At 68.2% G+C, this 22,130-nt stretch carries 20 protein-coding genes and 1 riboswitch; of the genes, 15 read left to right on the forward strand and 5 right to left on the reverse strand.

Going from position 1 to position 22,130, the window contains the following annotated elements; genetic code table 11:
- Positions 1-11 precede the first annotated feature (11 nt).
- From AC1DEY_RS10810 to AC1DEY_RS10820, 3 genes are read right to left on the reverse strand one after another with little or no spacing between them, the layout of a single operon-like run.
- Positions 12-1,208, reverse strand: coding sequence for a cation:proton antiporter (locus AC1DEY_RS10810; RefSeq protein ID WP_476867936.1), 1,197 nt, complete (start codon positions 1,206-1,208; stop codon positions 12-14).
- 5 nt (positions 1,209-1,213) lie between these two features.
- A complete protein-coding gene (locus AC1DEY_RS10815) occupies positions 1,214-1,696 on the reverse strand; it encodes a cation:proton antiporter regulatory subunit (protein WP_441409512.1) in 483 nt (160 codons plus the stop codon).
- A 38-nt stretch (positions 1,697-1,734) separates the two neighbouring features.
- Positions 1,735-3,135 carry an MFS transporter gene (locus tag AC1DEY_RS10820; RefSeq protein ID WP_476867937.1) on the reverse strand — a complete coding sequence of 467 codons (1,401 nt, stop codon included), beginning with the start codon at positions 3,133-3,135 and terminating at the stop codon, positions 1,735-1,737.
- A 235-nt stretch (positions 3,136-3,370) separates the two neighbouring features.
- On the opposite strand from AC1DEY_RS10820, the gene AC1DEY_RS10825 reads away from it, so the two are divergent.
- From AC1DEY_RS10825 to mnhG, 6 genes are read left to right on the forward strand one after another with little or no spacing between them, the layout of a single operon-like run.
- The gene (locus AC1DEY_RS10825; protein ID WP_476867938.1) at positions 3,371-6,448 is read left to right on the forward strand and encodes a Na+/H+ antiporter subunit A; all 3,078 of its coding nucleotides are present in this window, start codon (positions 3,371-3,373) and stop codon (positions 6,446-6,448) included.
- Positions 6,445-7,068, forward strand: a complete 624-nt coding sequence (locus AC1DEY_RS10830; RefSeq protein ID WP_476867939.1) for a Na(+)/H(+) antiporter subunit C — start codon at positions 6,445-6,447, stop codon at positions 7,066-7,068. Before AC1DEY_RS10825 ends, AC1DEY_RS10830 begins: the two co-directional genes overlap by 4 nt.
- A complete protein-coding gene (locus AC1DEY_RS10835) occupies positions 7,065-8,726 on the forward strand; it encodes a Na+/H+ antiporter subunit D (RefSeq protein WP_476867940.1) in 1,662 nt (553 codons plus the stop codon). Before AC1DEY_RS10830 ends, AC1DEY_RS10835 begins: the two co-directional genes overlap by 4 nt.
- Positions 8,723-9,268 carry a Na+/H+ antiporter subunit E gene (locus AC1DEY_RS10840; RefSeq protein ID WP_476867941.1) on the forward strand — a complete coding sequence of 182 codons (546 nt, stop codon included), beginning with the start codon at positions 8,723-8,725 and terminating at the stop codon, positions 9,266-9,268. The genes AC1DEY_RS10835 and AC1DEY_RS10840 overlap by 4 nt, the downstream gene beginning before the upstream one ends.
- Complete coding sequence (locus tag AC1DEY_RS10845; RefSeq protein WP_441409518.1) at positions 9,265-9,543, forward strand: MrpF/PhaF family protein; 279 nt, start codon at positions 9,265-9,267, stop codon at positions 9,541-9,543. Before AC1DEY_RS10840 ends, AC1DEY_RS10845 begins: the two co-directional genes overlap by 4 nt.
- Positions 9,533-9,916 carry a monovalent cation/H(+) antiporter subunit G gene (mnhG, locus tag AC1DEY_RS10850; RefSeq protein WP_476867942.1) on the forward strand — a complete coding sequence of 128 codons (384 nt, stop codon included), beginning with the start codon at positions 9,533-9,535 and terminating at the stop codon, positions 9,914-9,916. The genes AC1DEY_RS10845 and mnhG overlap by 11 nt, the downstream gene beginning before the upstream one ends.
- A gap of 109 nt (positions 9,917-10,025) precedes the next feature.
- On the opposite strand, the gene AC1DEY_RS10855 is transcribed toward mnhG, so the two are convergent.
- Both AC1DEY_RS10855 and AC1DEY_RS10860 read right to left on the reverse strand, forming a co-directional pair.
- Positions 10,026-10,289 carry a DUF4235 domain-containing protein gene (locus tag AC1DEY_RS10855; protein ID WP_441409520.1) on the reverse strand — a complete coding sequence of 88 codons (264 nt, stop codon included), beginning with the start codon at positions 10,287-10,289 and terminating at the stop codon, positions 10,026-10,028.
- Positions 10,290-10,330: 41 nt separating this feature from the next.
- Positions 10,331-10,867 (reverse strand): heme-degrading domain-containing protein, encoded by a 537-nt coding sequence (locus tag AC1DEY_RS10860; RefSeq protein WP_441409521.1) that lies wholly within the window; start codon positions 10,865-10,867, stop codon positions 10,331-10,333.
- A gap of 187 nt (positions 10,868-11,054) precedes the next feature.
- Positions 11,055-11,199, forward strand: a riboswitch (TPP riboswitch).
- Positions 11,200-11,264: 65 nt separating this feature from the next.
- On the opposite strand from AC1DEY_RS10860, the gene AC1DEY_RS10865 reads away from it, so the two are divergent.
- The 9 genes from AC1DEY_RS10865 to AC1DEY_RS10905 all read left to right on the forward strand — a co-directional run bounded on the left by AC1DEY_RS10865 (position 11,265) and on the right by AC1DEY_RS10905 (position 22,126).
- Positions 11,265-11,912: an ECF transporter S component gene (locus AC1DEY_RS10865; RefSeq protein ID WP_441409522.1), complete on the forward strand. Its 648-nt coding sequence runs from the start codon at positions 11,265-11,267 to the stop codon at positions 11,910-11,912.
- A 40-nt stretch (positions 11,913-11,952) separates the two neighbouring features.
- A complete protein-coding gene (locus tag AC1DEY_RS10870) occupies positions 11,953-13,602 on the forward strand; it encodes an ABC transporter ATP-binding protein (RefSeq protein ID WP_476867943.1) in 1,650 nt (549 codons plus the stop codon).
- Positions 13,599-14,402: an energy-coupling factor transporter transmembrane component T family protein gene (locus AC1DEY_RS10875; protein ID WP_476867944.1), complete on the forward strand. Its 804-nt coding sequence runs from the start codon at positions 13,599-13,601 to the stop codon at positions 14,400-14,402. The genes AC1DEY_RS10870 and AC1DEY_RS10875 overlap by 4 nt, the downstream gene beginning before the upstream one ends.
- Positions 14,403-14,550: 148 nt before the next feature.
- Positions 14,551-16,074, forward strand: coding sequence for a UDP-N-acetylglucosamine 1-carboxyvinyltransferase (locus AC1DEY_RS10880; protein WP_476867945.1), 1,524 nt, complete (start codon positions 14,551-14,553; stop codon positions 16,072-16,074).
- Between the two features lie 54 nt (positions 16,075-16,128).
- Complete coding sequence (locus tag AC1DEY_RS10885) at positions 16,129-17,322, forward strand: glutamate--cysteine ligase 2 (protein WP_476867946.1); 1,194 nt, start codon at positions 16,129-16,131, stop codon at positions 17,320-17,322.
- 587 nt (positions 17,323-17,909) lie between these two features.
- On the forward strand, positions 17,910-18,815 hold the full coding sequence (locus AC1DEY_RS10890) for a PIG-L deacetylase family protein (protein ID WP_476867947.1): 906 nt from the start codon (positions 17,910-17,912) through the stop codon (positions 18,813-18,815).
- The gene (locus AC1DEY_RS10895) at positions 18,812-19,756 is read left to right on the forward strand and encodes an ATP-grasp domain-containing protein (RefSeq protein WP_476867948.1); all 945 of its coding nucleotides are present in this window, start codon (positions 18,812-18,814) and stop codon (positions 19,754-19,756) included. Before AC1DEY_RS10890 ends, AC1DEY_RS10895 begins: the two co-directional genes overlap by 4 nt.
- On the forward strand, positions 19,743-21,038 hold the full coding sequence (locus tag AC1DEY_RS10900) for a glycosyltransferase family 2 protein (RefSeq protein ID WP_476867949.1): 1,296 nt from the start codon (positions 19,743-19,745) through the stop codon (positions 21,036-21,038). Before AC1DEY_RS10895 ends, AC1DEY_RS10900 begins: the two co-directional genes overlap by 14 nt.
- Positions 21,035-22,126, forward strand: a complete 1,092-nt coding sequence (locus AC1DEY_RS10905) for a hypothetical protein (protein ID WP_476867950.1) — start codon at positions 21,035-21,037, stop codon at positions 22,124-22,126. The genes AC1DEY_RS10900 and AC1DEY_RS10905 overlap by 4 nt, the downstream gene beginning before the upstream one ends.
- The last annotated feature ends 4 nt before the right edge of the window (positions 22,127-22,130 follow it).

The raw sequence follows: 22,130 nt of genomic DNA on the forward strand, positions 1-22,130 counted from the left end.
CYGAATCAGCCCTATGCCTGCCCGGTGGTCCGGACTTCCGGCCGTCTCACGGGACGGCGCACGAGCCGGACGARCGGCTCCACGAAGCGGGCGGCCAGCGGCCCCACRATCGCCATGATCAGGACRTAGGCGGTGGCGAGGGCCGCCAGCTCCGAGGCCACCACGCCGGAGGCMACGGCCAGGCCSGCGATCACAATCGAGAACTCGCCGCGGGCGATCAGGGCGGCCCCCGCGCGGAARCGGCCCGGAATGCCAATCCCTGCCTTTTTCGCCGCCCAGAACCCGGTRAGCACCTTGGTGGCCGCCGTCACCACGGCCAGCAGCAGCGCCCAGCCCAGGACCGGCGGGATGGACCGGGGGTCMGTGTTGAGGCCAAAGACAACAAAGAAGATCGCGGCGAAGAGGTCCCGGAGCGGCTCCAGGACGCGGGTGGCGCTGTGGGCCGTGGCGCCGGAAATCGCGATGCCGAGCATGAACGCRCCSACTGCGGCGGAGACCTGCATGGCGGCGGCGAGCCCTGCCACGAGCAGCGCCGCGCCCAGCAGGTTGAGCAGGAAGACCTCGGARTTCTCGCTGTGCACGGCCTTGGACACGTGGTGGCCGTGCCGCAGGGCCACCAGCAGGACCAGGGTGACGACGGCCAGGGAGATGCCRACGGTCTGCAGGCCCATCAGGAAGCTGACGCCGGCCAGCGTGGCGGTCAGAACCGGCAGGTACACGGCCATGGCCAGGTCCTCGAASACSAGGATGGCCAGGACCACCGGGGTTTCCCGGTTGCCGATCCGGCCGAGATCGGTRATCACCTTGGCCGCGATCCCGGAGGATGAAATGTAGGTSACGCCGCCCATCACCATGGCCCCCACGACGCCCCAGCCCAGCATCACCGCGAGCCCYGCGCCGGGCAGGAAATTGAGCAGCAGGTCCAGGACCCCGGCCTGCCAGGACCTCCGSAGGCCGGTGACAAGCTCGGCTGCCGTATATTCCAGGCCAAGCATAAGCAGGAGGAGGATCACGCCGATCTCGCCAGAMAGATGGGCGAACTCGTGCATGCCTTCAAGTTTGACCAGGCCGCCTGCTCCGAAGAAGAGGCCACCCACCAGATAAAGCGGGATGGGGGACATCCCGATCCGCCCGGCCAGTCTGGCCAGCAGRCCGAGACAGAAGACGACAGCCCCCAGCTCGATCAGGGTCAGGGCGAGCGGATCCATGCCGTTTATCCGTTACGAAGGATGCCGGCCGCCGTGTCCAGGCCTTCTTGCGTTCCCACCGCAACGAGGAGGTCACCGGGGTGAAGGACGACGTCGGGTCCCGGCGAGGGCAGGACCTCCCCTTCGCGCATGATGGCCACGATMGAGACCCCGCTGCGGGTCCGGATRCACGCCTTGCCCATCGGCTGGTTCTGGAAGGGTGACTCGGCGCTGATCGAAAACTGCCGGGTCACGATGCCCGGGATTTCCCGGTGGGCCTCTGAAAGYTGCATGGCAATGCGCTGGCCGCCCAGGAGGTTGCCCAGGGTGGCGGCCTCGTCCGCSGTCAGCGGGATGGAGGCYTGGCATGTGTCCGGATCGTCCCAGGTCGAGACGATGAGTTCGCTCTGGCCCTCCCGGTACTCGACCACGCCGATCCGGCGTCCGGAGGCAGTCATGAAGTCCTTGCGCCGGCCGAGGCCGGGGAGGTCCGTCTCATCCACGTTCATAWCATCAGCCTAGTGTGCGAACGGGATTTTCGGCCGCCTCAGGCCGCSGGGACGACGGCGATTTCGGTCTTGTCCGGGGCCTTGACCGGCAGGAGCACCAGCAGGCCCGYGAGCAGCACCACCATGATGCCCAGGATGCCCCAGCGCTGGGCCTCCCCGGTGGCCACGAACGGCGTGGCSACGGCGATGCACAGGGTGAACAGGGCCGGGGCCAGGAAGCTCACGGCCCGGCCCGTGGTGGCGTAGAGGCCGAAGAGTTCGCCGGATTCTCCGTGCGGGGCGAGCCGGGCGAGGTAGGCGCGGGAGGAGGACTGGGCCGGCCCCACRAAGAGGCACAGCAACAGGCCGAAAATCCAGAACGTGGTGGTCCCGGTCCAGGTCATGCCCAGGAMCTCGTGGGTGTCGTTGCCGAGSACCAGGATTGCGGTGCCCGCGACYAGCAGGCCGGCGAGGGACGCGATGATCACGGCCTTGGGCCCGACYCTGTCGTCCAGGAAGCCGCCGAAGATGGCGCCGACGGCGGCMACCACGTTKCCGAAGATSGCGAAGAAGATGACGTCCTTGAGCTCGAAGCCGAAGRTGCCGGCCGCGATCACCCCGCCAAAGGTGAAGACGGCGGCCAGCCCGTCCCGGAAGATCGCGCTGGCGAGAAGGAAGTARATGGTGTGCGGGCTGGTCCGGTAGATGGCCTTGATCCGCCGGAMAAGCAGGCCATAGGAGGCGAGGAACCCCAGRCCGGCGCCCCGTTCGGCGCGTGGCACTTCCGGCACCGCGAACAGCACGGGCAAGGCAAAGATRAAGAACCACAGGGCCGAGAACACKGCYACGAGCCTGATGTTCAGGCTGTCAGCGGTCGAGGCGCCAAACCAGTCGAAGCTGGGCTGSACAAAGAGCTGGAGCACGATCAGCAGTGCCACGATGCCGCCGAGATATCCCATRCCCCAGCCGAAGCCGCTCACCTTTCCGATGTTCCGCGGTGTGGAGATCTGGGCGAGCATGGCGTTGTAGTTGACGCCGGCGAATTCGAAGAAGACGTTGCCCAGCGCTATCAGGGTGACGCCGAGGATCAGGAAGTCCGGCCGCGGGAAGACGAAGAAGCACAGCCCGGTCAGGAGCGCGACGGCGGCCGTGTTGACTCCCAGCCACAGCTTGCGCCGGCCGCCGGTGTCCGAGCGCTGCCCGGTGACCGGGGCCAGCAGGGCGACGGCTGCGCCGGCGACGGCCAGCGCGGCGCCCAGGACCGCCGAGGCCTGRTCTTCCCCGCCGAAGGCTTTGGACGTCAGGTAGACGGTGAAAACGAACGTCGTCATGACGGCGTTGAAGGCGGCAGAACCCCAGTCCCAGGCCGCCCACGCCAGGATCCGKCCCTTGCGCGAGACRGGACTTCCCGATTCCAGTTCCGACTCTCGCGTGGCCTCTGGGGCGGCGGCAGTGTTCATAGCCTGAATGGTAGCCGCCCGGGGTGTCCTCCGAGGGGCGGCAGGGCGGGCCAACGGCGGGACTTRCGACGCAKTGTTTGGCTGCGGTCTCGTTTTTGCTACGAATTGTCCGGTGAACGGCGYCCGGRCCAAAAGAATTTGTACACGCTTGGTAAACTGTCGGCACCGAACCTAACAAATGAACCGCCTGCTCCAACTTGCTGACAATCGAAATTCTGACGTTGCGGAGACACCAGTGATCACAGTCCTTGCCGTGCTGTTTGCGGTGGCTGCTGTGGCCCCGCTGCTGTTCCGGAAATTTGGCAGGAACGCGTTCTTCGCCCTCGCCGCGGTCCCCGCGGGCTCCTTTGTGTGGCTGGTTCTGCAGCACGACGCAATTTATTCAGACGCAGGCGATCCCACCGGGGCGATCACCGAAGTGGTGCCCTGGATTCCCGGGCTGCAGCTGGATCTCGCGTTCAGGATGGATGCCCTGGCCTGGGTCATGTCCCTGCTGATCCTGGGTGTGGGCGCGCTGGTGCTGGTGTACTGCGCCCGGTATTTCAGTGACAAGGACGACTCCCTCGGCGGGTTTGGCGCCCAGCTCCTGGCCTTCGCCGGGGCGATGTTCGGCCTGGTCACCGCCGATGACCTCCTGCTCATGTTCATCTTCTGGGAACTCACCACGGTGCTGTCCTATCTGCTGATCGGCTATGCCCGCACCCGGCTCTCCGCCCGGCGCTCCGCGCTGCAGGCCCTCGTGGTGACCACCGCCGGCGGGCTGGCCATGCTCGTGGGGCTGATCATCCTCGGTTCATCCGCCGGCACCTACCGGATCCAGGCCATCCTGGACGAGGCCCCCGCCCTGCTCGCCGGCCCGGCCGGGGGAGCCGTGAGCGCCGCCGTCATCCTTATTCTGATCGGTGCGATCACCAAATCCGCCCTGGTGCCCTTCCACTTCTGGCTCCCCGGCGCGATGGCCGCGCCCACACCCGTAAGCGCCTACCTGCACGCCGCCGCCATGGTGAAGGCCGGGATCTACCTGGTGGCCCGCCTGGCACCCGGATTCGCCGACGCCCCGCCGTGGCTGCCGATCGTGCTCGGCCTGGGCCTGACCACCATGCTGGTGGGCGGCTACCGGGCCCTCCGGCAAACCGACATCAAGCTCATCCTCGCCTACGGCACAGTGAGCCAGCTGGGCTTCCTGACCATGGTGATGGGCCTCGGCACCCCCGAGGCCGCGCTGGCCGGACTCGCCCTGCTCGTGGCGCACGCGCTGTTCAAGGCCACCCTCTTCCTGGTGGTGGGCATCATCGACCACCAGTCCGGGACCCGGGATATCCGCGAGCTGTCCGGCGTTTACGGCTCGGCCCGGGCGCTGGCGATCGTGGCGGCGATCGGCACGGCCTCGATGGCGGGCATCCCCCCGCTGGCCGGCTTCGTTGCCAAGGAATCCGTGTTCGAGGCCTTTGTGCACTACCGCTCCGAGTCCGGAACCGGGCCCTGGCTGCTGGCAGGCCTGGTGGTGGGTTCCGTCCTGACCTTCGCCTACAGCGCCCGGTTCATGTGGGGCGCCTTCGCCCTCAAGCCCGGCGTGGAGCCCACAGCCTTCAAGCCGATCACACCGGCCTTCCTGGCCGCGCCGGCCATCCTGAGCTTCCTGACGGTCCTCTACGGACTATGGCCCGTCCCGGTTGATGGCTGGGTCCAGCCTTATGCGGCGCTCTTTGTGGACGGCTCCGCTGCCGGCGGCGCCACGTCCTCGCCCGGGCACCTGGCGCTGTGGCACGGCATCACCCCGGCCCTGGGCCTGACCGCGCTGACGTTCGCCCTGGGCCTGGCCATGTTCTACGGACGCAACGCCGCGTCCAGGGTGCAGTCGAGGGTGCCGGGCTGGATCGACGCCGACCGTGCTTACCAGCAAACGATCGGCGCCCTCGACGACACCGCCGTCTGGATCACCGGACGGACCCAGCGTGGTTCGCTGTTCTTCTACCTCTCCGTGATCCTGACCGTGGCGTTCGCCCTGCCGCTGACTGCGCTGCTGCTGGCCAACAAGCCGCTGCCGCCGAATATGTACTTCATTGATCCCGGCTCGCCGCTGCAGCTGGTGGCCGGCGCCGGGATCGTGATCGGGGCGCTCGCCGCCGTCCGCGCCAACAAACGCTTCCTGGCCGTCCTGATGGTCTCTGTCACCGGCTACGGCATTGCCCTGATGTTCGCGCTGCAGGGCGCACCGGACCTCGCGCTGACCCAGATGCTGGTCGAAACCATCATCCTGGTGGCGTTCGTGCTGGCCATGCGGAGCCTTCCCGCGGGCTTGCGCGACCGCACCGGAGGGAAATACCGGGTCATCCGGGTGGTGATCGGCCTGGCCTTCGGCGTCACCATGATTTTCGTGGCCATCCACGCCCTCGGCGCCCGGGTGGTGCCGCCGGTTTCCCTGCAGTTCCCGCAACTGGCCTACGAGGGCGGCGGCGGCCTCAACGTCGTCAACGTGACCCTGGTGGACATCCGGGCCTGGGACACGTTTGGCGAGATCTCGGTCCTGGCCCTGGCCGCCACCGGCGTGGCCAGCCTCATCTTCGTCCGCGGCCGCGGCGACCGCATCCGGGCGTCCGCGTCCGTCGCGGAAGGCACTGTTGGCCGGCGTGCCGGGGCCAGGGGCAGCACCCGCGATGACGCCGCCCTGGCGATGAACCGGCGGTTCGCTGCCGCCACCCGGGACGCCTGGCTGGTGGCCGGCCGGACCCTCGCGCCCGAACGCCGCTCGATCATCTTCGAGGTGGTCACCCGCCTCATTTTCCACTCGATGATCGTGTTCTCCATCTATCTGCTCCTCGCCGGCCACAACTTGCCCGGTGGCGGCTTCGCCGGCGGCCTCACCGCCGGCCTCGCCCTGACCATCCGCTACCTCGCCGGCGGCCGCTTCGAACTCCGCGAAGCCACCCCCGTCGGCGCCGGCACGCTGCTGGGGATCGGCCTGGCCACGGCGGCGGCCGCCGGGATGACGCCGCTGCTGCTGGGCGGCCAGGTGTTCCAGAGCGCGATCGTGGAGCTGTGGCTGCCCGTCTTTGGTGACATCAAGTTCGTCACCTCCACGATCTTCGACATCGGCGTGTACATCGTGGTGGTGGGACTTGCCCTGGACGTGCTGCGCAGCCTGGGCGCTGAGATCGATGAACACTTCGAGGAACAGCCCGAACCGTCCGAAGACCGGGAGGCCGCCGGCGGCCTCGCGGATGCGGAACCCGCCGAAGCGGAAAACGCTGATGCGGGAAATGCTGTCGCCGAAAATACCGACGCCGAAACTGCTGCCAAGGGGAGATCATGAGCGTCAATCTGACCTTGCTGACGGTCATGGGGGCGCTCTACGCCTGCGGCATCTACCTGATCCTTGAACGCAGCCTCACAAGGGTGCTCCTGGGCCTGATGCTGCTGGCCAACGCCACCAACCTGCTGATCCTCGCCACCGGCGGCTACTCCGGGCTGGCACCGATGTTCGAGAAGGGTATCCCGGCCGGGGATTACAACGATCCCCTGCCGCAGGCCCTGATCCTTACCTCGATCGTGATCTCCTTCGCCGTTACCTCGTTCATGCTGGGCATCATCTACCGGACCTGGGTCCTGGCCCGCCAGGACGAAATCCAGGACGACGCCGAGGACCGCCGCGTCGCGGAGACGCCGAGCTTCGATGCCGAGGACGACTCCGTGATCCCGGTCGAGACCTCGGAGTTCCCGCTGGCCATGGTCGGCTCCGACGGCGCAGGCTCCGCGGCCACGGCCGCCGGTCCACCTGCCGGTGCCGGGGCAGGGAGCAGCGCCGCGGTCATGTCCGGCGACCGCCCCGTGCGGGCCGACAAGGCCGCCTCCGAAGAACAGCCCGGCTCCCTCAACGTTGACCCCAGACCGGGCACCAGACCGGACCCCAGACAGGAAGGAGGCGGAGAGTGAACATCGCMAGCTTTGCCCCGCTCGCCGTCGTACTCCCCATCCTGGGCGCCGCCCTGACGTTCCTGCTGATCCGCTACCCCCGTGCCCAGCGTGCGGTCAGCATCGCCCTCCTGTCTTTGACCCTGCTGCTGGAATGCCTGCTGCTGGCGTCCGTCTGGGACGGCGGGACAACCGCCGTCAACATCGGCGGATGGCTGCCGCCCTGGGGCATCGTGCTGGTGGTGGACCAGTTCTCCTCGCTCATGCTCGTGGTGTCCTCGGCCGTGAGCCTTGCGGTGCTGATCTACGCCACGGGACAGGGCATGGCCGACGGCGACCGTGACGCGCCCGTCTCGATCTTCCACCCGACGTACCTGATCCTGGTGGCCGGGGTGTCCAACGCCTTCCTCTCCGGAGACCTCTTCAACCTCTACGTCGGCTTTGAGATCCTGCTGACGGCCAGCTACGTGCTCATCACCCTCGGCGGAACGGGCCCGCGCATCCGGGCCGGCGTGACCTACGTGGTGGTCTCGGTCGTGTCCTCGGTCTTGTTCCTGATCGCGATCGCCATGGTCTACGGCGCCACCGGAACCATCAACATGGCGGACCTCGCCATCAAGCTCGGGGACCTGGACCAGGGCACCCGGACGCTGCTGCACGTCATGCTGCTGGTGGCCTTCGGCATCAAGGCCGCCGTGTTCCCGCTGTCCTTCTGGCTCCCTGACTCCTACCCCACGGCCCCGGCCCCGGTCACCGCCGTGTTTGCCGGGCTGCTGACCAAGGTGGGCGTCTACGCGATGGTCCGTACGGAGACGCTGCTCTTCCCGGGCGACGCGCTCAACGCCCCGCTCATGGTCGCGGCGCTGCTGACCATGGTGGTGGGCATCCTCGGCGCCCTGGCCCAAAGTGACATCAAGAGGCTCCTGTCCTTCACCCTGGTCAGCCACATTGGCTACATGGTCTTTGGCCTGGCCATGTCCACGGTGGCCGGCCTGGGCGCCGCGGTCTTCTACGTGGCCCACCACATCACCATCCAGACCAGCCTGTTCCTGGTGACCGGCCTGATTGAACGCCGCGGCGGCAGCTCGTCCATGGACCGCGTGGCCGGACTGGCCAAACTCTCCCCGGTTTTGGGAGTCCTGTTCTTCATCCCCGCCATGAACCTGGCCGGCATCCCGCCGTTCTCGGGCTTCCTGGGCAAGCTGGGGCTCCTTCAGGCGGGCGTCGAGCTGGGCACGCCGCTGGCCTACGCCCTGGTGATCGGCGGCGTGCTGACCAGCCTGCTGACCCTGCTGGCGATCGCGAGGGTCTGGAACCGGGCGTTCTGGCGCAAGCCCGAGGACGCCGAACACCCCGATCCGGTGCTCCTGGCGGCCCCGGCGGACTCCGCCACCGGGGACCGGGCCGGCCGGGCGAACGTAACCCTGCTGCCGCGCACCATGGTGGGCTCCACCCTGGGCCTGGTGGTCTTTGGCGTGGCCCTGACGGTCTTTGCCGGACCGCTGTTCAGGGTGGCAGACCAGTCCGCCGCAGAAATGCTGGACAGGTCCCCCTACATCCATGCCGTGCTGGGCCAGGACGCACCTGTGCCGCCGGTGCCAGGTCAGGTCCAGTTAGGCCAGGTCCAGCCAGGGCAGGCCCCGCCCGGCCAGGTCCAGGAGCAGGGCGGCGGGAAATGAGCCGGAAAAGGATCTCGCTGCGCCAAGAACTGCCGCTGCTGGTGTGGCTGGTTTTCGTCTGGGGCGCATTGTGGCAGAACTTCAGCCCCGGCAATCTCCTCTTCGGGGCCCTCATCGCCGTGCTCGTGGCACGCATTTTCTACCTGCCCCCGGTGGAGCTCGGCGGCCGCTTCAACGTGCTCCGCGCCGTCCCCTTCGTCCTCATCTTCCTAGGAAAAGTCGTCGCGGCCAGCTTCCAGGTCCTGTACCTCGCCGTGGCCCGCGGCCCCAAAGTCGTCAGCGCAATCGTCGCCGTGCCGCTGCGGAGCCATTCCGACCTCCTGGTCACGGCCACCGGGCACGTGATCTCCCTGATTCCGGGATCCCTTGTGGTGGAGGTGGACAGGTCCACGTCCACGCTCTACATCCACGGCATCAACGTCCGCAACGCCCAGGACGCGGCCAAGCTGCGCAAGGAGGTCCGGGACACCGAGGCGGGGCTGATCAGGATCATGGGCTCCAAAGACGAACTCTCCGCCCTTACCCAGGAGGTCACCGCATGATGCAGATCGTCCTGACGGTGACCGCCGTCGTACTTTCCCTTGCCGCGCTGGGGGCGATCATCCGGATCGCGCGGGGCCCCTCACTGCTGGACCGTGTCCTCGCCGCCGACGTGCTGCTGGCCATCTTCGGCGCGGCCCTGTGCATCGACATGGCTGCCAACCGGCACCTGAACAACCTGATGCTGCTGGTGGCGATCTCCCTGATCGGCTTCGTCGGCTCGGTCACCTTCGCCCGGTTCGTGGCCGACCGGAGGGAGAGCGTCCGTGAATCCTGACACAGTGATCGACTCCGTCTCGGCCGTGTTCATGGTGACCGGCGCCCTCATGTCCCTCGGCGCCGCTGTCGGGCTGTTGCGCTTCCCGGACCTCATGAGCCGGATGCATGCCGCCACCAAACCGCAGGTCCTGGGACTGTTCCTGCTGCTGGCGGCCCTTGGCCTGCAGATGCGCACCTGGTGGGTGTGGCCCGTGCTGGTGGTGGCGTGGCTCTTCCAGCTGCTGACCGTCCCCGTATCGGCCCACATGGTGGGCCGGGCCGGTTACCGGACCAAGCACCTGCACCCGGAGCTGCTGACCTCCGACGAGCTCGAGGCAGTGGTCCAGCAGGCGGCCGCCAAGCACGGAGCGGACGACGGCGACGCCGGCTGACCGAAACGGCTGACCGCAGCGTCTAATCCGGAGGGGGCCAGCCAGGTCCGTCCAGCCAGGTCCGCGCAGCCCGAGCCGCCCTGACGATGTCCGGCCATACGATGCCTGTTTAGACGATGTCCTGGGTTTTGGAGAAGCGGGTGATCGCCCGCTGCGTGCCGCGGTTGGCGAGCACCTGGATGATGGCGCTGACCGATGCCGAGATCAGGGCGAACGTCAATGCCGTGCGCAGCGTGGTGGGGACGTCGTCGTCGTGGCCCTTGGGCGGCTTGTTGCCCGTGGACTTTTCCCAGATGGTGTCCACCAGCTTGGTGCCGGCAAAGCCGGCCGCGAGGCTGACGCCAGTGCCGAGCAGCTTGATGAGGATGGTCATTCTTCGGTCTCCTTGGGGCGGGAACAGGGGCTACCCCCAGCCTAGCGTTCCGGTGTGAGGACGTTCCGCAGGGCCTCGACAACAAGATCGTGGTCCGCCTTCTGGGGCAGGCCGGAGACGGTGACGACCGCGACGGCGCCCGTGCCGCGGACGTAAATGGGAAACGCTCCGCCGTGGGCGGCGAACTCCATCTGGTCGAACCAGGCGTTGTCCTCGATCCTGCCGCCGGCAGCGCGGGCGCGCAGGCCCACCAGCAGGGACGGGACCTCGTAACGCATGGCCGTGCGCTTCTTGGCGTTGATCCAGCGTTCGTTGTCCGGCGTGGCGCCGTCCAGCGCGGCGTGGAAGAGCACCTGCTCGCCCTTGGTGATGTCGACGGCGATGGGCAGCGAGCGTTGCCTGCCCAGCTCTACGAGGAGGAGTCCGAGGTCCAGGGCATCGTCCTTGCTGAACGAGGCGAACTGGAGGGCCTCCATCTCGGCCAGCACGCGGCCGATGAGCGCCGCGAGGGATCCCTGCGGCTGCGGCTCGCTCGAATCGGGGTCGTATTCCCCGGAGGGATCTGGTGTGAGCGTCAAAATAGTCCAGCTTTCCGGTGCGTGACTGGGCCGCCCGCAGGCGGGTCCGGGTGTCCGACACGTCGACTCTACCAAGCGGCAATTCCCGGCCGCGGCGACCGGCTTTGCCCGGCCGCGGATTGTGACGGCACGCCACTGAAAACCCGGCCGTCCGGGTGTAAACTGAGCCAGCCCACAAGGGCAGAATAATTTACGACAGGGGAGCGCCGCCGTCGGGCATCGCCGGAAAAATCCGGGGAAAACCGCTGGTGGGCGCTGAGAGTGCGGACAGCCGCAGACCCTCGAACCTGATCCGGTTAGTACCGGCGCAAGGGAGTCGAGATCTCAGGGTGCGCGGAGGGCGGCGGAAGCCGAACCGGCCGGAGCATCCTCCCCTCCTGTTCCTCAGGAGGACGACATGACAGATATTTCAGCACAGCATGGTTCCACCAGCCGCCCAGCCGCCCGCCGCAACTACACCTGGCGTGTGGTGGACATTGTGGTGGCCGCCTTGATCGCCGTTGCCGGCGGCGTCATCTTCTGGGCCTGGTCCCAGGGCGCGAACCTGATTTCAACCCCGGTCAACGCCATCTACCCGCCGCTCAGCGGACTCTACGCCGGCGGCTGGATGATTCCGGCCGTATTGGGCATGCTCATCATCCGCAAGCCGGGTGCGGCGCTCTTCTGCGAGAGCGTGGCGGCCACGGGCGAGCTCATCATGGGTTCCCAGTACGGCACCACGGTGCTGATCTCCGGTGTGCTGCAGGGCCTTGGCGCGGAGCTGGTCTTCGCGGCCTTCCTCTACACGAAGTTCAACCTGCCGGTATCTCTGCTGGCCGGGGCGGGTGCGGGCCTCTTCTGCGGCCTGAACGATTCCTTCCTCCCGTGGGGCTGGAACATCGCCTACGAAGCCGGCGACAAGCTCGCCTACATCGTCTTCACCACCATCTCCGGTGCAGTGATTGCCGGCGGACTGTCCTGGCTCGCCACCCGAGGCCTGGCCAAGACAGGCGTGCTGGGCTCCTTTGCCTCCCGCAAGGCCGCCACGGAGCCCGTCTTCTCCTGAGTCGACTGCTGAACCTACATCTGAAACCTGCAGACGACTCATGAGACCTTCACCGGAAGTCAGGCCGGCCGCCGTCACGGCCCGCGGCTGGGGCTGGCGGCACGCCGGAAGGCCCCGGCCCGCGGTCAGCGGCCTTGACCTGGACATCCGGCCGGGGGAGCGCGTGCTCCTGCTCGGCCCCTCCGGCGCCGGCAAATCGACGCTGCTCCACGCCCTGGCCGGCGTGCTGGGGGACGGCCCGGCCGGGCCTTCCGGCGACTCCGGCGACTCCGAAGATTCCGACGAGACCGGAAGCCTGCTGATCGACGGGGTCCCGCCGCGGGCGCAGCGCGGCCGCGCCGGGCTGGTGCAGCAGGACCCGGAAACGCAGGTGGTGCTGTCCCGCCTCGGCGACGACGTCGCCTTCGGGGCTGAGAACCTCGCCGTCCCGGCGGAGGAGATCTGGCCTCGGGTGGGCGAGGCGCTCGAGGACGTCGGCCTGGGCAGGCTGCCGCTGGACCATCCGACGTCGGCGCTCTCCGGGGGACAAAAGCAGCGGTTGGCGCTCGCCGGGATCCTCGCGATGCGGCCAGGGCTGCTGCTGCTTGATGAGCCGACGGCCAACCTGGACCCCGCGGGCGTTCTGGAGGTCCGCGACGCCGTGGGCCGCTGCCTGGACAAGACCGGCGCCACCCTGGTGGTCGTGGAGCACCGGGTGGCGGTCTGGAAGGACCTGGTTGACCGGATCGTGGTGCTCCAGCCCGGCTCCGCCACGGACTCCGGGGTCCTGATCGACGGGCCGCCGGACCGGGTCCTGGCCCAGGCGCGGGACATGCTCATCGGTGCCGGCGTGTGGGTCCCGGGCCACGTGCCGGCAACGCGGGCGCGGCGGCAGGCGCCCGGCGCAGGTCAGCTCCTGCTGGAGGCGGAAGGCCTCGCGGTGTCCCGCGAGCGGCCGCGGCGGGCCGGGCTGCGCGAGCGGTTCCGCACGATCGCGCCGCGTCCGGTCCAGTCCGGGGTATCTGCCCAGGTCCGTGCCGGGGAGGCCCTGACCATCACGGGGCCGAACGGCTCGGGGAAGTCCACCCTGGCGCTGACGCTCGCCGGTCTCCTGCGGCCCGTTGCGGGGACGGTCACGGCCGCGCCTGGTCTCAGCGGCGGTCTCAGCGCGGGCCTCAGCGGCGGCCCCGGCGCGGGTGCCGCGGGCGGCGCCGGAACCGACCCGTACCGGTGGAAGGCCCAGCAGCTGATCGCCAGGATCGGAACCGTGTTCCAGGAACCCGAGCACCAGTTCGTCACCGGCAAGGTCCTCGATGAGCTCATGTTCGGCCCCCGCCACCTCGGCTACGGCGAAGACCGCGTCGCTGAGCTGCTGGAACGGCTGCGGCTGACGGAACTCGTCGACGCCAACCCCTACACGCTCTCCGGCGGCGAGAAGCGGCGCCTGTCGGTCGCCACCGTGCTCGCGGCGCATCCGCGGGTGCTGGTCCTGGACGAGCCCACCTTCGGCCAGGACGCCAACACCTGGGCCGAACTCGCCTCATTCCTGTCCGAACTCCTCGACGCCGGCACCGCCGTCGTGTCCGTGACGCACGACGCCGAATTCAGCGCCGTACTTGGCGGCACGGAACTCCGCCTCCGGCCGCGGGAAACTGCCGCCGCAGACGCTCCCGGCCCGGACCTTGAACTCCCGGAGAGGGCCTCACCATGAGGGACACACTGAGCCTTCGCGGCAACCACGCGATGCTGACCCGCGCCAACCCGCTCGCCAAGTTCGCAGCGGTCTTCCTGATCACCCTGGTCCTGGCGCTGTCCATCGACTGGGTCTCGGCGTCGGTGGCCCTGGCCTTCGAACTGCTGCTCCTGCCGTTGGCCGGCCTCACCCTGGCCCTGCTGTGGCAGCGCGGCTGGCCGCTGATCCTCGCGGCGGCGCTGGGCGGCTGGAGCACCGCCATCCTGGCGCCCGACGCAGGGGCCATCCTCGTCGACGTCGGGATCTGGTCCATCAGCGCCGGCTCCCTGCAGCTGGGGATCGGCTTCATGCTCCGCGGGCTCGCGATCGCACTGCCGGCGGTGCTGCTGATGAGCTGCACCGACCCCACCGACCTCGCCGACCCCCTGGCCCAGAACGCAAAACTGCCGCACCGGTTCGTCCTGGGCACCCTGGCCGCCATGCGGCTGGTCGGGATCATGGCCGAGCAGTGGCAGACTATCGGCATGGCCCGGCGGGCCCGGGGCGTGGGCTCGAGCGGGAACCCCTACCAGCGGTTCCGCGCCGCCCTGGGCCAGAGCTTCGGCCTGCTGGTGCAGGCGATCCGGAGCGCGTCCCGGCTCGCGGTGACCATGGAGGCGCGCGGGTTCGGCGGCGCCGCCCGCACCTGGGCCAGGCCGTCCACGTTCAGCGGGCTCGACGCCTGGGTGCTCCTGGGCGGGCTCGGTATCGCGGCAGCCGCCGTCGCAGCGGCCCTCGGCGCGGGCACCTGGAACCTGGTTTTCCTCGCCCGCCAGTAGCCGGCCCAGCCGGCACGGCCCGCCGCAGGCCGGCGGTTTTTGCTGTGCAGGTCGGCGGTTATCGCATGGTTCGGGTATTTGTGTGAGATTGGCGCCATTCCGGCCGCAATTGCGGCAAGGCGTAGCTCATGCGTGATATTTTCGGGAAATGACTCAACCGACTGCCGAACACGTAGGCCTCCTGCTCCGCGAAGCGCGCGGGGCCAAGGGCTGGACCCAGGGACAACTTGCCGCCGAGCTCGGCACGAGCCAGAGCGCCATTGCCCGGATGGAACAGGGCAAGCAGAACCTGAGCCTGAAGATGATCCAGCGCCTGGAGGCGATCGTCGGGCACAGCATCGTCAAGGTGGGCCGGCCCCAGATGACGCACCTGCGTGTCGAGGGCGGCCGCACCCTCTCCGGCGCGGTGGACGTCAACAGCAGCAAGAATGCCGGCGTCGCGCTTTTGTGCGCCAGCCTCATTAACCGCGGCACCACTACGCTGCGGCGGCTCGCCCGGATTGAGGAAGTCAACCGGATCGTGGAGGTGCTGACCAGCATCGGCGTCGAATGCACCTGGCTCAACGCCAACGACCTCCAGATCCGCCGCCCCGCGGTCCTGGACCTGGCATCCATGGACGTGGAGGCGGCCCGCCGGACCCGCAGCGTCATCATGCTCCTGGGCCCGCTGCTGGACGAGGCCGAAACCTACCAGCTGCCCTACGCCGGCGGCTGCGACCTTGGCACCCGCACCGTGCAGCCGCACATGCAGGCGCTGCGCCAGTTCGGCCTGAGCGTGGAGGCGAAGTCCGGGTTCTACGCGGTCCAGGCCCCGCCGTCGGACGGCCATGACCGCTCCTTCGTGCTGAGCGAACGCGGCGACACCGTCACCGAGAACGCCATCATGGCCGCAGCCCACCGCCGCGGCACCACCGTCATCCGCAACGCCAGCCCCAACTACATGGTGCAGGATCTCTGCTTCTACCTGCAGATGCTCGGTGTGGAAATCGCGGGGGTTGGCACCACCACCCTGGAGATCACCGGCCGGCCGTCGATCGACGCCGACATCGAATACTTCCCGTCCGAGGACCCGATCGAGGCGATGAGCCTCATCACCGCCGGCATCGTGACGAACTCGGAAGTCACCATCCGCCGTGTGCCGATCGAGTTCATGGAAATCGAACTCGCGACGCTCGAACAGATGGGCCAGCGGCTCGAGGTCTCCGGGGAATACGTTGCCCGCAACGGCCGCACCCGCCTGGTGGACGTCACCACCAAGCCCTCGGAGCTGCGGGCACCGGAGGACAAGATCCACCCCATGCCGTTCCCCGGCCTGAACATCGACAACCTGCCCTTCTTCGCGGTCATCGCCGCCAACGCCCACGGCCAGACCATGATCCACGACTGGGTCTACGAGAACCGGGCCATCTACCTGACCGAGCTGAACAAGCTGGGCGCCCAGGTGCAGCTGCTCGATCCCCACCGTATCTACGTCAACGGGCCCACCAAGTGGCGTGCCGCCGAGGTGGGCTGCCCACCGGCCCTCCGTCCCGCCGCCTGCCTGCTGCTGGCCATGCTGGCGGCCCGCGGCGTCTCGGAGCTGCGGAACATCTATGTCATTGAGCGCGGCTACGAGGACCTGGCCGAGCGGCTCAACACCATCGGCGCGAAGATCGACTACTTCCAGGACTAGTGACCCCGCGTTGGTTGAGGGGCGTTTCGGCCGATCCTGACGCACAATAGATTCATGCGCACGTTCGGCGTGGAGGAAGAACTGCTGATAGTGGATCCCGAGTCGGGGATGCTGCTCGCACTGGCCGATCTCATGCTGCCCACGCTGCTTCCGCAGCTGCCGCATGAGGAGGTCGCCAAGGTTCTCCCGCCACACAGACCGGTATACGAGGGCGGCGCCGACTTCAGCTACGAGCTCAAGCTCGAACAGATCGAGACCCAGACGCATCCGTGCCTGGACTACACCGAACTGCTCCGGCAGCTCAGGCGCGGCCGTGCGCTTGCGGACCGCGCCGCGCGGGTCCACGGCGGCCGCGTCGCAGCCCTGGCCACCTCGCCCCAGGGCGCCGCGACCCACCTGACGCCCAAGCCGCGCTACATGACCATGCAGGAACGCTTCGGGCTCACAGTCCGGAACCAGCTGACCTGCGGCCTGCACGTCCACACCTTCGTGGAATCCCCGGAGGAGGGCGTGGCCGTGATGGACCGGATCCGGGACAAGCTGGCCGTGCTGATAGCCCTCAGCGCCAATTCCCCGTACTGGAACGGCGCCGAGACAGGATTCGAAAGCTACCGCACCCAGGCGTGGAACCGCTGGCCCGGGTCCGGTCCCACGATGATTTTCGGGAGCCTGCCGGTCTACCGGCGGGTGGTGACCCGGCTGGTGGAAAGCGGCGTCCTGATGGACGAGGGGATGGTCTATTTCGACGCGCGGCTGGCCCGCCAGCATCCCACCGTGGAGGTCCGGGTCGCCGATGTCTGCTTGCGGGCCGAGGACGCGGCGCTGATCGCCGTGCTGGTGCGCGCCCTCGTGGAGTCGGCGTCGCGGGAATGGAACGACGGCGTCGATCCCGCCCCGGTGCCCACGCTGCTGTTGCGGATGGCCGCCTGGCAGGCCAGCAACTGCGGGCTCCGCGGGGAGCTGCTGGACTTCGGCACCTTCACCCCGGCCCCGGCAACGGACGTGGTCTGGGCCCTCGTGGACTTTGTGGCCCCCGTGCTCCAGGAGCAGGGCGAGCTGGACCTGGTCCGGGACGGGGTCGCCCGGATCCTGGCGGAGGGCACCGGCTCGCAACTGCAGCGCGGGCCGTTCCGGGTAGGCGGGCTGCCCGCCGTCGTCGAACGGGCCGTCGAAATGACCGCGCAGGGCGCCACTCCCGAGCCCCGGGTAGACGAGGGTTCGTCCCTGGGCCCGGCACGCCGGGGCTGACGGCGCCGGCAACCCCACACCCGTGAAGAAAGTATGGCCGAATCGGTGCCGTATTTTTCCTGGATGATTCGAACAACTCGCGGCTGTTTATCAATTTCCCCTGAGCTGATTCCCAGCTAAATGTGCCGCGCGACTCTCTACGTCGGCGCCCGGACTTCGAAACGCCCAGACCGGGTAGTCGGAACACGAAATGCGAGTACTACCTGCGCCGGCCATTAAACCATTCGCTGAGGTTTCAGGTAGGGCCTACTCGGGTGCACCGATAAGCCTCTCGCCTTTACTGGAGGAGCAAGTCCAAGGTTTCCAAGAGGTTTCCAGAAGGTCTCTCAATGTCACGTAATTCGCCGGGGGGCGGTTGCGCTGAGCCACATAAGCGCTGGTCAATGCCCCGTAGTGTCCGCACAGCCCGCCTAAGCTGCACCCTTCGCCGGCAGATGCCCCGCCAAGGGTGCGGCCGACGTCCACGGGAAACAGCCCACCTCATTTCCCAAAGCCGGATCCGATTCTGCGGTCCGGCGTGAAGATCAAAACCGCATTATCCGGCCCGGCACTGGGGTGCCGAACTTCTACATAGGAATTGAATTTACATGGTCTCGATTTATGTTTTGCTCATTGTTTTACTGATCACTTTTGTGGTCGCCGTCGGCCTAGGCAGATCATGGTTCCACCGCCGTCTGCGCAGCCCCGAACTGCTCCGCAGGATATGCCTCCTGGCCGGCTCGACGCTGTTGGCGGCAAATGCAGCCTGCCTTATCTTCGACGCGCCAGAGCTGTGGCGGACTGCCAGCCTCACGGCCACGCTTGGCGGGCTCGCGTCCCTGGGCGTTACCCTGGCGGCCCTGCGCACCGGCGGAGTCCCGGCCCGCCAGCCCCGCAGGGTGCTGGCCATCGGTGCCCACCCCGACGATCTTGAACTTGCCTGTGGCGGGACCCTGGCGAAGTTCGTCGACTCCGGACATGAGGTGCAGGGGCTCGTCATGAGCGATGGCAACCGCGGCGGCGATGCCCTGGAACGCTCGCTCGACGCGCAACGCGGTGCCGCATTCATGGGCCTGACCGGCATGACCCACCACAACTTCACCGACACTGACCTGGGCCGGCACAGCCAGGAAATGGTGGGCGTGATCGAATCGGCCATTGCCCGGTACAACCCGGACATCATCCTCACCCACTCCAACCATGACCAGCACCAGGACCATCAGGCCGTCCACATGGCCACGCTCCGCGCGGCCCGCCAGCACCACTCGATCCTCTGCTACGAAAGCCCGTCGGCAACCCGGGACTTCAGCCCAAGTGTCTTCGTCGACATCGACGACTACGTCGACGCCAAAGTCCAGGCCGTCAAGATGCACAGCGACCAGCTCGCCAAGCCGTACATGACGCCCGAACGGGTCCGCGGCATCGCCTCGTTCCGCGGAGGACAGGCGAGGCGCCGGGTCGCCGAAGCCTACGAACCGGTCCGCCTGCTCAGCACGGAAATGGAAAAGCTGTGAAGCCCCGTGTGCTGGTCACCGGCGCCGGAGGCCCCGCCGGCCGCGCCCTTGCAGCCCAGCTGAAGTCCCGCGGCATTCCCGTCCTGGGCACCGATATCCGCGAGCTGCCCGCCGGGGCAGGAGTCACCGTCGTCCCGGTGCCGCCGGCCTCGGACCCGGACATGGTCTCAACCCTGCGCAGACTGGTGGTCCAGGAGCGCATCAACCTTCTCATCCCCACAGTGAGTGAGGAACTCCCGCAGCTTGCGGCGTTCCGTGCCGCCTTCGGGGCCGAGGTGCGCGTCATCATCGGCGACCCCGGTCCGGTGGCCCTGGCCAACGACAAGCTCTTCACGGCCTGGCAGCTGCACGCTGCCGGTGTGCCTGTGCCGAGATTCGGCGTGCCCGGGGACTTTGCCAACGCCGCCGCGGCCATGGCTGCGCTCGGGGGCCCCGTGGTGGTCAAGCCGCGGGTCTCCCGCGGCGGGCGCGGCGTAATGGTCATCGACGGCAGCAAGGACGTGGACTGGAACCACCTGCCGGAAGGCCAGATTGTCCAGGAGTTCATCCCTGGTGCCGAATACGGCCCCATGGTGTTCGGCACGCCGGCGCGCAACGGGACCACGCCTTTCGTCGTCGTCGTCGAGAAAACCGAACTGGCTCAGGGCAACGTGGGCAACGCCGTGACCACCCGCCGCGTCGAAGCCGGCGAGTCCGTGGACGTCGGCAACGTGGCGATGGCCGCCGTCAGCTCGCTGGGCCTCACCGGCCCCGTCGACGTCGACGTCCGCCGGCGTGCCGACGGGACCCCCGTGGTTCTTGAAGTGAACGCACGGTTCGGCGCGAACAGCGAGCGGGCCCCGGAACTGCTCGACGCCGTCCTGGCCTCGTTTGCCCTGCCAGCCTTTAACCCGGCGTCCTTCCGGCAAAGCGCAGGAGCGTACGCCGATGTCCTGGTTTGAATCAGCCTCCACATCAGCCGTCCCCGGGGCCGAGTTCCTCTTGCTCCTTCTCGGCCTGCCAATCCTGGTGTTCGGGCTCGTGAAACTGCTCGTGCTGCCGCTGTCCGTCGGATTCGAACTCCGGGCAGCGCGGCGCCGCCGGCGCGAAACGCCCACCCTTCTCGATGAGTGGCCCAGCGTTTCGATCATTGTCCCGGCGTTCAACGAGGCGACCGTGATCGAAAACTGCGTCCGCTCGATCCAGCTCACCCGGTACGACCGGTACGAGGTGGTGCTCGTCGATGACGGCTCCACTGACAATACGGCCGAGCTGATGCACCGTCTCGCCGCTGCGGATCCGCGGATCACGGTCCTGACGCAGGCCAACGCCGGTAAGGGGGCCGCCCTGAACCTGGGCATCCGGAAGGCCACCGGCGACATCCTCATGTTTGTCGACGCCGACGGGATCTTTTCCCAGCGCACGGTCCAGCGGATGCTCCAGGGCTTCGCTGATGCGCGCACCGGGGCCGTGTGCGGCGATGACCGGCCGGTGAACCTGAACCGGGTCCAGACCCGGATGCTGGCGTTCATCAGCCATGTCGGCACCGGGATGGTCCGCCGGGCACTGACCATGATCCGCTGTCTTCCGATCGTCTCCGGCAATATCGGGGCGTTTCCCCGTCGGGTGCTGGAGGAAATCGGGCCGTTCCGCGAAGACACCGTGGGCGAGGACCTGGAACTCACCTGGCGGGTGCACAAGGCCGGCTACCGGGTGGTCTTCGCTCCCCGCGCGCTGGTCTATGCCGAGTCACCGTCAACCGTCCGTGCGCTCTGGCGCCAGCGGGTCCGCTGGGCCCGCGGGCTGCTGCAGACCATGGGCGTCCACAAGGGCATGATCGGCAACCCCCGGCACGGCCCGTTCGGCGCGTACCTGCTCTTCAACACCATCACCATGGTGGTCCTGCCGGTGCTCCAGATCCTGGTGCTCCTGGATCTGGTCTTCCTCATGGCGCTGGGCCGCAGCCCGGTCGGCGCCGACGTCTGGGCAGTCCTTGGCTGGGTGGGGCTGTTCATCACCGTGCTGCTCACGGTGTTTGCCCTCGCCATGAACAGGGCGTGGAAGGACCTGCGGCATGTCTGGGCACTTCCGCTCATCCCGCTCTATTCGGTATTCACGAGCCTGACCATGGTGGCCGCGCTGGTGCAGGAACTGCTCGGCACGGAGGCGCGCTGGAACAAGCTGGCGCGGACCGGAGTGGTCAGCGTCAAAGCCTCGGCGGGGCGCGCGGAGGTCAGCGTTTGAGGCGCAGGCCTGCCGGCGTCCCTGCCCTGGCGCTCCTGTCGGTACTGGCGCTCGCTGCCACGGGATGCGGCGGGCCGCGGGAACCGACGGCATCCGCCGCGGAGCGCACAGTCGGCGTCGGCTACGAGACCGTGGTCGAGGCAGGCTCGACGCTGCCGGAACTGGCCAGGCGGCTCGACGAGGTGAACGCCAACAGCGTCACCATCAGCGTCGGGCGGCTGGACTGGACGGCTTTCCCCTGGGACGCCCACCCCGGGATTGAAGCCGTCCCCGGCCGTGACCACGTGGCTGACGCGGTCAATGCCCTGGGGACCGGCAGCGATGGGAAGAAGCGCAGGATCACACTGACCATCGACCTGCTGATTCCGGGCTGGATCAGCACGAATCCGGGCCTGGCGGGCATCAACTTCGACGGCACCCGCTCCAAGGACTTCGCCAGTGTCACCGCCCTCACAACGGGGCCCGTGGGGGAACGGCTGGTGGATTTCGTGGCCGAGGTGACCAGGCGGTACCAGCCGGACGCCGTGGCCTTGACGGAGCTGATGTTCGACAACAACACCTATGGCGGCGACGACCGGGATTCCTACCTGCTGGCCACCGGCGGGACGGACTGGCCGCGGCTCGCGAACGGGGACATCGACGTCGGACACCCCAGTCTCGGCGCCTGGCGGTCGAAGGCCGTGGCAGCCCTCGTGGCCAGGGCGGCGGCGGCCGCGCAAGCCAACGGCGCCACCCTCGACATGGATGTCCGGGCGCCCTGGCACGATCCTGCCGGCGACCGGCCCGAAAGCGGCCATGACTACGGTCTGCTCGCCGCGGCCGCGGACCGGCTGGTCCTGTGGGACTACTTCGGGCTCAGCGGCGCCGCACCCTCCTACTCCGCCGAGCTGGCCAGAGCCATGGCGAAGCGGCCCGGCAAGTTCGCCATCTCGGTCGGGATGTGGGCCAAAGATGGGCGTATCCCGGCCGCGGACCTGGCGGCCGGGCTGGAGGCCGCCGTCTCCGGCGGGGCGGCCGCCGTCGCCGTCACACCGTCCAGCATGCTCGACGACGACGCCTGGCGGGCCCTCAAGATGGCCTGGACGTAAGCGC

It is taken from the genome of Arthrobacter sp. 05T47 (assembly GCF_056395825.1).

What these genes read in the sequence shown, in the direction of transcription:
- AC1DEY_RS10830 (WP_476867939.1), top strand. Translation starts at nt 6,445, where the DNA reads ATGAGCGTCAATCTGACCTTGCTGACGGTCATGGGGGCGCTCTACGCC.
- AC1DEY_RS10840 (WP_476867941.1), top strand. Translation starts at nt 8,723, where the DNA reads ATGAGCCGGAAAAGGATCTCGCTGCGCCAAGAACTGCCGCTGCTGGTG.
- AC1DEY_RS10845 (WP_441409518.1), top strand. Translation starts at nt 9,265, where the DNA reads ATGATGCAGATCGTCCTGACGGTGACCGCCGTCGTACTTTCCCTTGCC.
- AC1DEY_RS10855 (WP_441409520.1), bottom strand. Translation starts at nt 10,289, where the DNA reads ATGACCATCCTCATCAAGCTGCTCGGCACTGGCGTCAGCCTCGCGGCC.
- AC1DEY_RS10865 (WP_441409522.1), top strand. Translation starts at nt 11,265, where the DNA reads ATGACAGATATTTCAGCACAGCATGGTTCCACCAGCCGCCCAGCCGCC.
- AC1DEY_RS10870 (WP_476867943.1), top strand. Translation starts at nt 11,953, where the DNA reads ATGAGACCTTCACCGGAAGTCAGGCCGGCCGCCGTCACGGCCCGCGGC.
- AC1DEY_RS10875 (WP_476867944.1), top strand. Translation starts at nt 13,599, where the DNA reads ATGAGGGACACACTGAGCCTTCGCGGCAACCACGCGATGCTGACCCGC.
- AC1DEY_RS10880 (WP_476867945.1), top strand. Translation starts at nt 14,551, where the DNA reads ATGACTCAACCGACTGCCGAACACGTAGGCCTCCTGCTCCGCGAAGCG.
- AC1DEY_RS10885 (WP_476867946.1), top strand. Translation starts at nt 16,129, where the DNA reads ATGCGCACGTTCGGCGTGGAGGAAGAACTGCTGATAGTGGATCCCGAG.
- AC1DEY_RS10890 (WP_476867947.1), top strand. Translation starts at nt 17,910, where the DNA reads ATGGTCTCGATTTATGTTTTGCTCATTGTTTTACTGATCACTTTTGTG.
- AC1DEY_RS10900 (WP_476867949.1), top strand. Translation starts at nt 19,743, where the DNA reads ATGTCCTGGTTTGAATCAGCCTCCACATCAGCCGTCCCCGGGGCCGAG.